The sequence below is a fragment of the Priestia sp. 53B2 genome (genome assembly GCF_056099005.1).
In genome coordinates, this window is record NZ_JBLZXA010000008.1 from 636005 (window position 1) to 649575 (window position 13571).

General features: G+C 40.1%; 12 protein-coding genes. 2 read left to right on the forward strand and 10 right to left on the reverse strand.

Annotation, left to right across the window (positions count from 1 at the left end; all coding sequences use genetic code 11):
• Positions 1 to 34: 34 nt before the first annotated feature.
• Both ACN6NE_RS06650 and ACN6NE_RS06655 read right to left on the reverse strand, forming a co-directional pair.
• The gene (locus tag ACN6NE_RS06650; RefSeq protein WP_129704679.1) at positions 35 to 829 is read right to left on the reverse strand and encodes an SDR family NAD(P)-dependent oxidoreductase; all 795 of its coding nucleotides are present in this window, start codon (positions 827 to 829) and stop codon (positions 35 to 37) included.
• A 23-nt stretch (positions 830 to 852) separates the two neighbouring features.
• Positions 853 to 1809 carry an MBL fold metallo-hydrolase gene (locus tag ACN6NE_RS06655; protein WP_016765515.1) on the reverse strand — a complete coding sequence of 319 codons (957 nt, stop codon included), beginning with the start codon at positions 1807 to 1809 and terminating at the stop codon, positions 853 to 855.
• A gap of 268 nt (positions 1810 to 2077) precedes the next feature.
• Between ACN6NE_RS06655 and proI the strand changes: the two genes are divergently transcribed.
• Both proI and namA read left to right on the forward strand, forming a co-directional pair.
• Positions 2078 to 2926, forward strand: a complete 849-nt coding sequence (gene proI, locus ACN6NE_RS06660) for a pyrroline-5-carboxylate reductase ProI (RefSeq protein ID WP_129704681.1) — start codon at positions 2078 to 2080, stop codon at positions 2924 to 2926.
• 137 nt (positions 2927 to 3063) lie between these two features.
• Positions 3064 to 4080, forward strand: coding sequence for an NADPH dehydrogenase NamA (namA, locus tag ACN6NE_RS06665; RefSeq protein WP_129704682.1), 1017 nt, complete (start codon positions 3064 to 3066; stop codon positions 4078 to 4080).
• Between the two features lie 28 nt (positions 4081 to 4108).
• On the opposite strand, the gene rnz is transcribed toward namA, so the two are convergent.
• From rnz to preA, 8 genes are all read right to left on the reverse strand, one after another.
• Positions 4109 to 5038 (reverse strand): ribonuclease Z, encoded by a 930-nt coding sequence (rnz, locus tag ACN6NE_RS06670; protein ID WP_129704684.1) that lies wholly within the window; start codon positions 5036 to 5038, stop codon positions 4109 to 4111.
• A 68-nt stretch (positions 5039 to 5106) separates the two neighbouring features.
• On the reverse strand, positions 5107 to 6465 hold the full coding sequence (locus ACN6NE_RS06675) for an aspartate aminotransferase family protein (protein WP_129704686.1): 1359 nt from the start codon (positions 6463 to 6465) through the stop codon (positions 5107 to 5109).
• A 94-nt stretch (positions 6466 to 6559) separates the two neighbouring features.
• On the reverse strand, positions 6560 to 8029 hold the full coding sequence (locus ACN6NE_RS06680) for a CoA-acylating methylmalonate-semialdehyde dehydrogenase (RefSeq protein ID WP_116073579.1): 1470 nt from the start codon (positions 8027 to 8029) through the stop codon (positions 6560 to 6562).
• Positions 8030 to 8237: 208 nt separating this feature from the next.
• Complete coding sequence (locus tag ACN6NE_RS06685) at positions 8238 to 9869, reverse strand: PucR family transcriptional regulator (protein WP_129704688.1); 1632 nt, start codon at positions 9867 to 9869, stop codon at positions 8238 to 8240.
• Positions 9870 to 10008: 139 nt separating this feature from the next.
• Positions 10009 to 10200, reverse strand: a complete 192-nt coding sequence (locus tag ACN6NE_RS06690) for a hypothetical protein (protein WP_013059103.1) — start codon at positions 10198 to 10200, stop codon at positions 10009 to 10011.
• A 395-nt stretch (positions 10201 to 10595) separates the two neighbouring features.
• Complete coding sequence (locus ACN6NE_RS06695; protein ID WP_013084958.1) at positions 10596 to 10808, reverse strand: hypothetical protein; 213 nt, start codon at positions 10806 to 10808, stop codon at positions 10596 to 10598.
• Between the two features lie 33 nt (positions 10809 to 10841).
• Complete coding sequence (hydA, locus tag ACN6NE_RS06700) at positions 10842 to 12260, reverse strand: dihydropyrimidinase (RefSeq protein ID WP_474324945.1); 1419 nt, start codon at positions 12258 to 12260, stop codon at positions 10842 to 10844.
• Between the two features lie 24 nt (positions 12261 to 12284).
• Positions 12285 to 13565: an NAD-dependent dihydropyrimidine dehydrogenase subunit PreA gene (gene preA / locus ACN6NE_RS06705; protein WP_129704692.1), complete on the reverse strand. Its 1281-nt coding sequence runs from the start codon at positions 13563 to 13565 to the stop codon at positions 12285 to 12287.
• Positions 13566 to 13571: the final 6 nt, after the last annotated feature.

Consider the following 13571-nt stretch of genomic DNA (forward strand, 5'->3'; position numbering starts at 1 on the left):
GAAAAACATTTATAACCTGTGGTTAAAACACAGGTTATTTTCTATTAAACGCATCCCCTGCCAATTTTTCTACGAGCCCCGGGGCAAGCTGATACATCTTCGAACCTATATTCATCCACTTAGGCAAGTTGACTTCTCGTTTTGGTCTCCCAATAATATTGACCGTTTTTTCAGCTACGTATTGAGGGGTTAACATAAACTTTTCTACACTTTTTTCATAGTTTCCTGATTGATCTGCTATTGAAAAGAAGTTGGTTTGAATAGGACCTGGATTCACTGCCGTGACATAGATATCTGTTTTCGCTAATTCCATTCGCAGGCTGTTGGTAAACCCTAGCACGGCATGTTTAGAAGCTGAATAGCCACTGGATTTAGGCGTTGCAAGTTTGCCTGCTTGAGAAGCAATGTTAATAATATGTCCTTTGTTTTCTTTCAGCATATAAGCTAAAATTTCTTGTGTACATGCAATTAATCCAATAACATTGACTTGAAACATTGAGGCAATTGTCGTAATCGATGCTTCTTTCACTTCTTCAAATACACCAAAACCTGCATTATTAATCAGGACATCAACACGCTTAATTTCACTCATCATTTTCTGAACAACTCTTTTGACCTCCTCTACGTTCGCTACGTCAGCTTTATATATGTAAGAGGTAATCCCATACTTTTGACTAATTTGCTCGGCTACTCGATGCAGCTTTTCTTCTGTACGTGCAAGTAAAACGGGGACGCCCCCTCTTTTGGCCACTTCATAAGCTAAATGTTCTCCAAGACCTCCTGAAGCGCCTGTAATCACGACATGCTGGTTCTTTAACGAGGATTTCAAATATAACACACCTTTTTTATAAGTTAAGAGCACACAGAATAAATAAGCGTACTTTCTTTTTCATGTGTACTGATTTTATTTGCATCTTCTAAAAAATCGAGCTGACCAATTGTTTCAGAAAGAGTTAGCCCTAGTTCTTTTTCATAAATAGTAGGAAATAGCTGTTTACAAATATCAAACGCTGTTTGAGGGCGTTCTTTTATCATGCTAAGCACTTTATCCGCTCGGTCGCTCTGCTTTTGTAACCTCTCTTGTACAAGTTCGCGAACATGTAACACTTCATCTCCATGACCTGTATAGATACAGTTTATCTCTAAGTCAAGCAGACGTCTTAATGAATGATTATATTGAAGAAGCGTTTTAGGTCGCTCGCCGCTTGGTTTCATAGGAGGTTCAATGAGCGGGTTAGATGAAATATGCTTTAACAGTAAATCTCCTCCAATCATAACCGCTGTTCTTTCATTGTATAATGCAATATGGCTTTGAGCATGACCGGGTACTTCAAGTACTTTCCAACTCTCTAGGCCCGGAATGTAATCTCCTTCCTGCACAGAAGTTGTAAGAGAACGGTGACATGAATACTTCATTGATGCTTTTAAACGTTTTAAATAAGGGCGAAACCTTTCATCTACGCCGGCTTTCATAAAGTGGTCTTCAAAAAACGCATCGTACCACTCAAAAAAATCTGGATTTTGGGAGATCCAAGGCTGATTTTTCGCATGACCGACTATGGCGATATCTTTATCAAAAAAATCAAGCATTCCTACGTGATCAGGATGGTGATGAGTTAGGACAACTTGCTTAATATCATCTGGTTTTAATCCTATTTCATTAAGCTTTTCTTTAAATACAGACCACGCTGCCTCCGTCTTAATACCAGCATCGATTAGCGTAACGGTCTGACCTTTTATAACAAAAACATTCACATCTCCTACCGCAAAAGGAGTAGGCAGCACAATTTTATATAATTGCTCATTCATCTGTATTTTTGCTCCTTTACCATCGCATTTTCTTTTAAGTTTACACGATTTTTCCTGTTATTTATACAATTGCATTCGTTTTCTGAAAATTACATTGACATCCTTCTCTTTTTCATTGCATAATGACAGAAATATAGTGAAGTTTTATTCATATCTTTAGATAACTATGCATTTTATAAAGAAGAGACACACAAACACAAACCTTTAACAGATACTGAAATCTCAGTATCTGTTTTCATTGGATAGCAAATGACTGGAGGAACTTTTAATGAAAACGGATTTAAACATCGCCTTTATTGGAGCTGGATCAATGGCTGAAGCCATGATCTCAGGGCTGCTGTCAGATAAAAAGCTTCGCCCCAATCAAATCACCGTAACAAATCATAGCAACGATAAAAGACTTCACGAACTTCGAAACGCCTATGAAATTAACATTACGCGTAATCATGCCTTGTTAATCGAAAAAAGCGATATCGTCGTGCTTGCTATTAAACCAAAAGACGTAGCGGAAAGCATCGATACGATTAAGTCCTATATTCGTCCGCACCACCTCGTTCTCTCTGTTTTAGCAGGTGTATCGACTGCCACAATTGTAAACTTGTTTGACCAAGAAGTAGCGGTTGTAAGAGCTATGCCAAATACATCGGCCTCTATTGGATTATCGGCTACAGCCATTGCACCCGGCAAGTTTGCTACAGCAGAGCATATGAACGTTACTACTGCTTTATTTGAAACGATTGGTACGGTTACAACTGTAGAGGAAGAGCAGCTTCACGCTGTAACAGGACTATCTGGAAGCGGCCCAGCGTATGTCTACTATCTAGTAGAAGCAATGGAAAAAGCAGCTGAAAAACAAGGTTTGGATACGTCAGTGTCAAATGAACTAATTCTTCAAACTCTTATCGGTGCTGCAGAAATGCTGAAACAGTCACCTAAAACGCCAGCCGTACTTCGAAAAGAAGTGATGAGTCCCGGCGGCACAACAGAAGCAGGAATCGAACAGCTTATTTCTCATAACTTCCAAGAAGCCATGATGCAGTGTATTGAACAAGCTACAATTCGCTCCAAATATTTAGGAGATACGATTGACGAAAAAATCTCGAGTAAACGTCCGTAGAGGTTCACCTCTTTCTAAAAAAAGAAAGAGGTTTTTTTATGATGAAAAATAGATAAGCAGATTATGTGAAAGAAAATTCAATGCGGTGATATAATAACTTTTGTTTAGAGTATCGAAATAATTGGAGGTTAAACCGAATGACAACAAAACTATTTTCACCTTATACAGTGAAAGATGTAACATTAAAAAACCGAATTGTAATGTCACCAATGTGCATGTATTCATGCGAAGAGGAAGACGGCGTAATAACCGACTTTCATATGGTTCACTACACAACTCGTGCCGTTGGACAAGTAGGTCTCATTATGGTTGAAGCCTCAGCTGTCTTGCCACAAGGTCGTATTTCAGCTCAAGACTTGGGCATTTGGAATGATGAACAAAAAGATGGATTAAAGAAACTTGTGACACAGCTAAAAGAAAACGGTGCAAAAACGGCCATTCAACTTGCACATGCAGGACGTAAAGCAACTGTTGAAGGCGATATTTATGCTCCTTCCGCTATTGCTTTTGATGATAAAAGTAAAAAACCTGTGAAAATGACTACAGAACAAATTCATGAAACGATTTCTGCCTTTAAAGAAAGCGCTCGACGTTCAAAAGAAGCTGGGTTTGATATTATCGAGCTTCATGCGGCACACGGTTATTTAGTACATCAATTTCTATCGCCGCTAAGCAATAAGCGCAGCGACGAATATGGCGGGAGCGCTGAAAACCGCTATCGTTTCTTAAAGGAAATTATTGAAGCTGTGAAAACAGAGTGGGACGGCCCTTTATTTGTCCGTGTTTCTGCTTCTGACTATACAGAAGGCGGATTAACAGTCGATGATCACGTTGTATTTGCAAAATGGCTGAAAGAACAAGGCGTCGACTTAATTGATGTTAGTTCTGGTGCTCTGGTACACGCTCCGATCAACGTATACCCTGGCTATCAAGTGCCGTTTGCAGACAAAATCAAGCAGCAGGCTAATATTGATACAGGCGCTGTTGGGTTAATTACAACTGGACGACAAGCAGAAGAGATTTTACAAAGCGAACGCGCTGATTTAATTTTTGTTGCGCGCGAACTTCTGCGCGATCCGTACTTCCCGCGCACGGCGGCAAAAGAACTAAATGAAACAATTTCAGCACCCGTTCAGTACGAACGCGGATGGTAAAAAAAGACGAGGATATCCTCGTCTTTTTTTATGAAATCGTAAACCGTTTCAAGTCTTCTGCTATGTCGGTATTCGGAAAAATTTCTTTTGCTCCTTCTGCTAGCCGGCTGACTGCGTCTCCTTGGTAACGCGAACTAATATGAGATAAAATAAGACGCTCGGCCGATGCTGTTTTAGCAATTTCAGCGGCTTCTTTTGCAGTAGAATGAAAATAGTTGTAAGCAAGCTCCTCGTCTCCCGCTGAAAAAGTAGCTTCATGGACTAACACATTCGCATGCATAGCAAGCTGAACACTTTGCATGCACTTTCTTGTATCTCCTAAAACCGTGATGACCTTCCCTTTTTTAGGCTCTCCTACAAACTCTTGTCCATTGATTAGACGCCCATCTTTTAATACTACTTCTTTCCCTTCTTTTAACTGCTGATAATGAGGCCCTGGGGGAATATTCATCTCTCTTAAACGCTGAACGTCCAGTGACCCTGGCAAATCTTTTTCGACAACTCGATATCCATAAGATAAAATGCCATGTTCAAGCTTGCCAAACTCTACTGAAAAAGTTTCATCTTCAAAAATCGTTCCACTTTCACTTTCCTCTTCTATTTCAACAATCTCTAGAGGATATTGCAGATGAGTTTGACTTACAGCCAGCGTGACTTTAATAAATTCTTTAATTCCTTTTGGCCCGTATACAGTAAGCAGCGATTCTCCGCCTTGAAACGAACGGCTGCCAAGGAGTCCAGGCAATCCGTAAATATGATCACCGTGAAGGTGCGTAATAAAAATTTTCTCAATTCGCCTCGGTTTAACGGTTGTATGTAAAATTTGATGCTGCGTTGCTTCTCCGCAATCAAAAAGCCACACCGCCCCTCTTTCTTGCAAAAGTTCGAGCGCAAGAGATGAAACATTCCGCTGTTTCGCCGGTACTCCTGCACCCGTTCCTAAAAATAACAATTCCATTTTCTACTTCCTCCTTCACACGCACAAAAAGCCTGTAAGTATATTATACAGGCTTTTTGCAAACTTACCTATTTGATGCTGTCAAGCGCATACGTAATAGTAGCTAATAACAGCTCAATATCACTTTCCTCAATGTTGAGAGGCGGCGAGAGCGTGAGAACATTATTATAGCCGGCCACCGTTGCTCCATTTTTCCCAATAATGACTCCTTTGCTTTTGCATTTAGCAATCACTTCATTTACAAGATTAACGTCTAACGGTTCCTTCGTTTGTTTATCAGCTACAAGTTCAATTCCAATTAAAAGCCCTTTACCTCTTACGTCTCCAACGTATGGGTGGCTATCGATAAGCGGCTTTAGCTCACTTAATACGTAAGCTCCGAGCTGTTTAGAACGGTCAAAAAGATTTTCTCTTTCCATAATTTCTAAATTCTTTAATGCCAGTGCACACGCAGCTGGACTTCCTCCAAATGTATTAACATGGCGAAAATACTCGTACTGATCGCTATCTTTGAACGCTTCATAAATTTCTTTTTTAACAGCAGTTGCAGAGAGCGGAAGATATGCGCTTGTAATTCCTTTTGCCATGGTAATGATATCTGGTTTTACATCGTAATTCATAAAACCAAAGGCTTCTCCTGTACGTCCAAAGCCGCAAATAACTTCATCTGCAATTAAAAGTGCACCGTGTTTTTCACACGTTTCTTTTACGCCTTTCATATAATTTTGAGGCGGTAAAAGAATTCCTCCTCCTGTAATAATTGGTTCCATAATAACAGCGGCAATCGTTTCACTTAGCTCCCACGTCATAACATTGTCAATATCTTTTACAGATTGAAGCTTCTCTTTCGGTGCATGGTAGTCATCTTGCCCTCGGTACGAATCAGGCGGGGCAACGTGAATAAAGCCAGGGGCAAGCGGTTCATATTTATATTTACGCTGAGCTTGGCCCGTTGCTGCTAGTGCGCCCATTGAATTTCCATGATACCCTCGGTAACGCGAAATAAATTTGTAGCGAGAATGCTCTCCTTTTTGCTGATGGTACTGACGCACAATTTTAAAAGCCGTTTCATTTGCTTCAGATCCGCTATTTGAAAAGAAGATAACATAGTCATCACCTAGCATTTCATTTAGCTTCTCTGCCAGTTTGATAGCAGGTACGTGAGATTGAGTGAGTGGAAAATAAGCCAGTTCTTTTAGCTGCTCATAGGCTGCGAGCGCTAATTCATCCCGTCCATACCCGGTATTTACACACCAAAGCCCTGCCATTGCATCTAAATAGCGATTTCCTTGTTCATCTGTAATCCAAGCACCTTTTGCTTTTGTAGCTACCATCGTTGCATCCGGACTGTATGGTTTCATTCCATGCCATACATACTGCTCATCTTTTGCACGCAGATCTTTTTCATTTTGACTGACCTGTACCATCTTATCCACTCCCAAATCGCTAGCGCGGTATTTTTTTTCTGTATGAAAAGACTTCGACAAAATGCCGAAGCCACTTGCTATATTCATCTATATGTTAAAAGTCAAAGCGTGATGTAACCATCTTTTTACGTGTAAAGAAGTTCAAACCATCTTTGCCGTTGACATGCAAATCTCCGTAAAAAGAGTCTTTCCAACCGGAGAATGGGAAGAAGGCCATTGTAGCAGGTACTCCTACGTTAATACCGAGCATACCCGCATCTGCTTCTTCTCTAAATTGACGCACCGCTTTTGCATCTTTTGTATAAATCGTTGCTCCATTTCCAAAACGGGATTTTTCCATATAGCGAAGTGCTTCATCTAATGTGTCAGCGCGAAGCAAGCTTAGTACAGGTGCAAAAATCTCTTCTTTAGCAATGGTCATATCAGGAGTTACGCGGTCAAAAATTGTTGCTCCTAAGAAATTGCCTTCCGTATGTTCATCCATTTCTTTACGTCCGTCACGAATGAGTTCCGCCCCTTCTTTCATGCCAAGTTCAATATAATCCAGCACCTTATCACGGTGCTCTTTTCGAATCACAGGCGTTAGAAGCACTTCATCATCAAAGCCGCTTCCCATAATTAATTCATCTGCTTTTTGCTTTAATTTTGCGACGAATTCATCGCCTTTTTCACCCACCACGACCACGGCGCTGCACGCCATGCATCGCTGGCCGGCACTTCCATAAGCAGAGCTGATAATATGTGATACCGCTTTATCCATATCGCAGTCTGGCATCACAACATGATGATTTTTAGCTCCAGATAAAGCCTGAACTCGTTTCCCTTGAGCTGCAGCTTGTTCATAAACATATTTTGCTACCGGCTGCGATCCCACGAATGAAATCGCTTTAACTTTTTCATGCTCTATTAATCCGTTCACGACGTCGTGTGCCCCGTGCACAATATTTAATAATCCATCCGGTGCTCCTGCTTCTGTAAAAAGTTCAGCAAGTCGCGTTGCTAAAAGCGGCGTTCGCTCAGACGGTTTTAATACAAACGCATTTCCACATACAATTGCAAGAGGGAACATCCAAAGCGGTACCATCATCGGAAAGTTAAAAGGTGTTATGCCACCAACGACACCCAGTGGAAAACGGAACATCTCAGAATCAATTTCTTCCGCTATGTTATTTAATGATTCCCCCATTAATAAAGTAGGAGCACCCGCGGCAAACTCCACGCATTCAATACCGCGCTGTACTTCACCGTAAGCTTCTTTAAAAGCCTTGCCGTTTTCTTGTACAACTAATTTAGCTAACTCTTCATGATGCTTAACTAGTAAATGCTGAAACGCAAACATTAATCTTGCTCGTTTTGGAGCAGGAACGTTACGCCATGTTTCAAATGTTTTTTGCGCTGTTTCCACCGCATTGGCTACGTCTTCTTTTGTAGAAAGCGGTACTTTTGCAATTACTTCGCCCGTCGATGGATTAATTACCTCTCCAAATTTTTTTCCTGCCGTATCAACCCATTTTCCGCCCACGTAATTTTTTAAAACTTGCGTATCATTATTCACAACTGACATATCGCTTGGCCTCCTCAAAAAATAAGAAATGACAAATCTACTTTTATTATTGAATAAATAAATGGTGGTTGCATTAGACAAAATGTGAAACAACTCTAGATTCTCGTTTCACATTTTGCGCAGTGAACTCGGAGAAAGCATGAACTAAAATGAACATATAGTAAAATCAGCCTCAACATAAAAAAAACAGCTGTTTCCAGCTGCTTACTTATCCGTTTATAAATTCCGCACGGGACTTTTTCATCATAAACAAATATTCATATGCCATAATCATAAACTCAATTGCCAGTCGTTTTTCCGGCTCCATAAAGTCTTCACCCAGTAGCTTTTCTAGTTTTTCAATACGGTGATACAGCGTTTGCCGGACAATGTATAAACGCTTAGCCGTCTCTTGTTTAGATCCGTTGCATGCTAAATAAATTTTTAATGTTTCCATGAGTTTTGCATTATACGTTTCATCATATGTAATAACGGGCTGCAGATATTCAAACACCACTTCCTGTAAGTCTTCATGCTGATGTAAAAGCGAAATAATCCGGTACATATGCAAATCATCATAAAAATGAATAATGGTTTGTTTTTGCAGCATTTCTTGAATCGAAATCGTTTCTTTAGCCGTGTCATAGCTTTTATGCATGCAGTCAAGCTGTTCACAGTATTGGCCAATTCCGATAAAGCTAATGGCGTTCCTCTTTGAATTTTCATCCGATTCATATTGATTCATCCAGCGATGAAGGCTGTTTTCTAATCTCTCTCTCCACGTGCTAACCATTCGTTTGTTCAAAAGAATAAATAATACTTCGCGATTTCGCTCGGAGACTAATAAGTGAAAGCCTTCTTGTTCAAAAATGCTTCGCAAGATCAGCTTAAAATACGTTCGATCAAACTTCTCCCGCCTTTGCCACTTACAGCAAACAACGACACCTCCGCGAATAGGCGAATCTGAACACACTTCGTGCATAGAGTCTTTTATTTGTTCAAGAGTTAACTCTCCGTTCATCCATTTCGTCATCCATTCGGTTTCATCTACTCTTTTTTTCTCTTCGACATACAGGTCCTTCAAAAAATGCTGAGCAAGTGCAGTCGCCGTTCGGTCAACGGTGAGCACTTCAAGTTCTGTTAACGCTTCATTTATAGAAGCAACATACAACTGAGCATAATCTTGTCCTAATAAATGAATAGGCTGCTCAATAAAATGCGGACTTTCATTTTCCCTGCTTATATAATGAAGTAGAAGCTGCTGTTTGAGCAAGTCCATCTCCGGAGCAAAGGTAAGCAATTCATTTGAAACTTTAAGGCCGACAAGAAGCCCCGTAGATTCATATAAACACTGTAAGATGAGGGCCGGGTCATTAACTGTTAACAGCAGCTGATTTAGCCTATGAGAATACTGTTCTAAATCGGAAATCATTTGATAGTGCTGATTAATTAAAAGCGAGTGAACATCTTGCGTAATTTCAACGAACGGAACTTCCTCGTGAAATAAAATAATCGGAAAATCGCATTCGTTCGCTTTATCAATTACAATTTGCGGAATCTTAGAAGTATAAGTGCCAAGTTCAATACACAGTCCTGATGCCTTACAAGAAATTAATTGCTGAAGAAATGATAAACAAGATTGAGAATCTTCTCCCCAGCCTACCCCTGTTGATAAAATGAGCTCGTTTCCTTTTAGCAGCTCATTAATGCGCGTCACTTCCATCACGTGCACCCACTTCACAGAATTAGTAAGCCCTTTCTCTCCAGCTATTACTTCACAGTTTACAAAATGTTTCCTTGTTAAAATCTCTGTTACTGTTAAATATGATTTCAAGTCAACACCGCCCCTAGCGAATTTCACATCATGTCTCCTGGATCATTAACGCGTATTTCGCATATGTGTAGAACAAAAGCTATATCTTCTTACATTATATTAAATATTTAGAAGAAATAAAATATTTAATGAAAGAAACGAAAAAAGCTGTAACGATAATAGATCGTTACAGCTTCTGAGCTGTTTGCTGTAATTTATTAAAAAAACCGTGGCGTTTAACCGCTTGTTCTTTAATTCGGTGAATTTCTTTTTTATAAAAACGCAAATCTTGTAGTGACACTGCATTTAACATTTCCATTTTTAATTTATCAATAATTTTTGTTTCTTCTTGTGTCATACACTGCGTAGCTTGATCCATCCGTGTCACACCCTTTTCGTATTTAATAGATTTAGTTTGAAAACGTTCTACTATAATATTTACTACAATTTACTAGATAACTAAACCTTTTCTCTTTCGATGTAAACGAAATGTAACAACTGTAATACAGTGAATGGATAATATCTAGTTATTTTGCTTCACATCCAAAACGAAAAAAACAAACAAACGGATCACTTTTGTCAGCCAATATAGTTAAAAACTTATAGGTATTAGTAAACAAATAAAGAGATTGAACCATAATTAAATTACTCCAATCAACAGCCAGAAGCACCTACATACATGAAACCTACGTTCACCCTACCAATAAAAAAATCCGAACGATTCATCGTTCGGATTTCTCTTCAGCTAAAATAATTTTGTCCCAGCCTCCGTTTTTATACTTGTTGAATCAGTACGGATGAAAAATATTTTCTAGCATCCGCCGTCAATATATGGAGCGTTTCTTGTTCGGTTTGGTTATTTTCGGTGCGTTCAAACGTCACAAATGCACCGCTTAGATTCTCCGTTACGGCTGTTATTTTAAATCCTTTTTGCAGCAAAAAATCAATCTTTTCTCGCTCTGCCATATATTCATGGTAACTTGACATTTCCCTGCCTCCGATCTATTTCTTCATCTGTTTTTATAACATTAATTTTTCAGCTTCGTTATCCGTGTTTAACTCATTAAACTTTGCTCTTTTTGTAAATTGTCCGTATCCTTTTTGACCGACAAACTGCTTATCTTTTACGACAAATTCCCCGCGGCAAAGTACTGAAACCGGCTCACCTGTGACTTTCATTCCCTCAAATGCGCTATAATCGACTGCCATATGATGCGTGTTTGCTGAAACCGTACGTTCAATAGAAGGGTCAAATATAAGCAGATCCGCGTCTGCGCCAACCGCTATTGTTCCTTTTTTCGGGTACAGTCCGAACAGCTTAGCAATTTTTGTTGATGTTATATCAACAAACTGATTTATATTAATTCGTTTCTTCACTACTCCTTCTGAAAATAAAATACTCATGCGATCCTCGATAATAGGGCCTCCGTTTGGAATCTTCGTAAAATCTCCTTTCCCCAGATCTTTTTGACCGTTAAAATCAAACGAACACTGATCTGATCCAATCGTTTGCAAGTCACCATTACGCAGAGCATTCCACAAAACATCTTGGTTCCATTTTTCACGTAAAGGCGGCGACCATACGTATTTTGCTCCTTCAAAATTCGGTTTTTCTAAATAGGTTTGGTCAAGCGTCAAATACTGCGGACACGTTTCGCCCCAGATATTTACGCCTTTTTCCCTTGCTTCAGCAATCTTTTTAACCGCTTCAGCGCACGACACGTGAACAACATAGAGCTGTGAGTCAGCCAGCTCCGTTAGCACCGCGGCTCTTCCCGTAGCTTCTCCTTCTATTTCTGGAGGACGAGTCAGTGCATGATAGATAGGATCGGTTTGTCCTTGTTCTAGTGCTTTTGCCGTTAAATACTCAATAACATCTCCATTTTCAGCATGTACCATCACAAGCGCCCCTAGTTTTTTAGCTTGCACTAGCGTTTGATAAAGGGTAGCATCGTCTGCTTGAAAAACATTTTTATAGGCCATGAACACTTTAAAAGAAGTAATTCCTTCTTTTTCAATAATCGTAGGAAGCTCATTTAATACTTCTTCCGTGATTTCTCCAATCATTAGATGAAAGCTATAATCGATAGCCGCTTTTCCTTTTGATTTTTCATGCCATGTGCCGATCGCTTTTTGCAGCGGTTCGCCTTTATTGGTTAAGCAAAAATCAATAACAGTTGTCGTACCTCCAAAAGCTGCTGCTCTTGTACCTGTTTCAAAGTCATCTTTTGTAACGGTGCCTCCAAACGGCATATCTAAATGAGTATGAGGATCGATGCCTCCTGGAAATACATAGTTGCCTTTTGCATCAATCACTTCACAGCCCTGCTCTTCAAATGCCGAGCCAATTGCCGAAATAACTCCATTTTCAATTAAAATATCGGCTTTATACGTATCTGTTGCTGTGACTACTACACCATTTTTAACGATTTTCTTCATTTCTTCATCCCCTTTCCTTTGTCTTTATACGTCTAATCGCTGTGCAGCCGTCGCTTGTAAAGCAGCTTGGCGTTCATTCCACGTCATTGGAGGCTGTTCATTTGGTAATTCAACCATGGATATAGCCCCGTCCACCGGACATACAATCGAACATAAATTACAGCCTACACAATCTTCTTCTCTTACTTTTAAATAAGATTTCCCTGAAGGATCTTTCAGCATATCAATACATTGGTGAGAAGTATCTTCACAAGAAATATGACACTTATTGCAGTTAATACACGTATCCGGATCGATGCGAGCCACTACTTTATAATTGAGATCTAAGTTGCCCCAGTCGGAATATTTTGAAACCGCCTTTCCTACAATGTCACTTACTTTTTGGATTCCTCTTTCATCCAAATAATAATTGAGACCTTGAATCATATCCTCTACAATGCGGAACCCGTGATGCATAGCAGCTGTACATACTTGCACTCCTGTAGCACCCATGAGCATAAATTCGACGGCTTCCTGCCAGTTCGAAACGCCTCCCATACCTGATATTGGAACGTTAATGAACGGACTTCTTGCGCATTCAGCAACCATGTTTAATGCAATCGGCTTAACAGCCGGGCCGCAATAACCTCCGTGAGCGCCTTTTCCTGCTACGTGTGGAATTGTATTCCATGAATGAATGTCTACTCCTGCTAAACTATTAATAGTGTTAATCATACTAACAGCGTCAGCACCGCCTCGAACCGCTGCTTCTGCTGTAACGGTGATATCTGTGATATTTGGGGTTAATTTAACAATAACCGGCGTTTGGGCAACTTCTTTAGCCCAATACGTTTGTTTTTCAACCAAATCAGGGACTTGCCCAGAGGCAGCACCCATCCCTCGTTCTGCCATTCCATGCGGACAGCCAAAGTTCAGCTCTAATCCGTCCACTCCTACGTCTTCTACTTTTTTGACAATCTCATGCCATTTTTCTTGCTGAGGCTCTACCATAAGAGAGGCAATAATTGCGTGGTTAGGAAATTTCTTTTTCGTTTCATAGATTTCCTTCAAATTAACTTCAAGCGGACGATCAGTGATTAACTCAATATTATTAAAGCCGGCTACGCGCTGGCCGTTGAAGCCAACGGCAGCAAATCGAGAGGAAACATTTAAAATCGGATCACCAAGCGTTTTCCAAACTGCGCCTCCCCATCCTGCTTCAAATGCACGCTGCACTTGATAACCTGAATTGGTTGGCGGTGCGGATGCCAGCCAAAACGGATTTGGTGATTGAATACCTGCTAAATTTGTTGTTAAATCTGCCATAGATTT

Excerpts from the sequence above, each read along its gene's own strand:
- rnz (WP_129704684.1), bottom strand. The coding sequence starts at position 5,038 with ATGGAATTGTTATTTTTAGGAACGGGTGCAGGAGTACCGGCGAAACAG.
- ACN6NE_RS06690 (WP_013059103.1), bottom strand. The coding sequence starts at position 10,200 with ATGGATCAAGCTACGCAGTGTATGACACAAGAAGAAACAAAAATTATT.
- proI (WP_129704681.1), top strand. The coding sequence starts at position 2,078 with ATGAAAACGGATTTAAACATCGCCTTTATTGGAGCTGGATCAATGGCT.
- ACN6NE_RS06675 (WP_129704686.1), bottom strand. The coding sequence starts at position 6,465 with ATGGTACAGGTCAGTCAAAATGAAAAAGATCTGCGTGCAAAAGATGAG.
- ACN6NE_RS06655 (WP_016765515.1), bottom strand. The coding sequence starts at position 1,809 with ATGAATGAGCAATTATATAAAATTGTGCTGCCTACTCCTTTTGCGGTA.
- hydA (WP_474324945.1), bottom strand. The coding sequence starts at position 12,260 with ATGAAGAAAATCGTTAAAAATGGTGTAGTAGTCACAGCAACAGATACG.
- ACN6NE_RS06695 (WP_013084958.1), bottom strand. The coding sequence starts at position 10,808 with ATGTCAAGTTACCATGAATATATGGCAGAGCGAGAAAAGATTGATTTT.
- preA (WP_129704692.1), bottom strand. The coding sequence starts at position 13,565 with ATGGCAGATTTAACAACAAATTTAGCAGGTATTCAATCACCAAATCCG.
- namA (WP_129704682.1), top strand. The coding sequence starts at position 3,064 with ATGACAACAAAACTATTTTCACCTTATACAGTGAAAGATGTAACATTA.
- ACN6NE_RS06680 (WP_116073579.1), bottom strand. The coding sequence starts at position 8,029 with ATGTCAGTTGTGAATAATGATACGCAAGTTTTAAAAAATTACGTGGGC.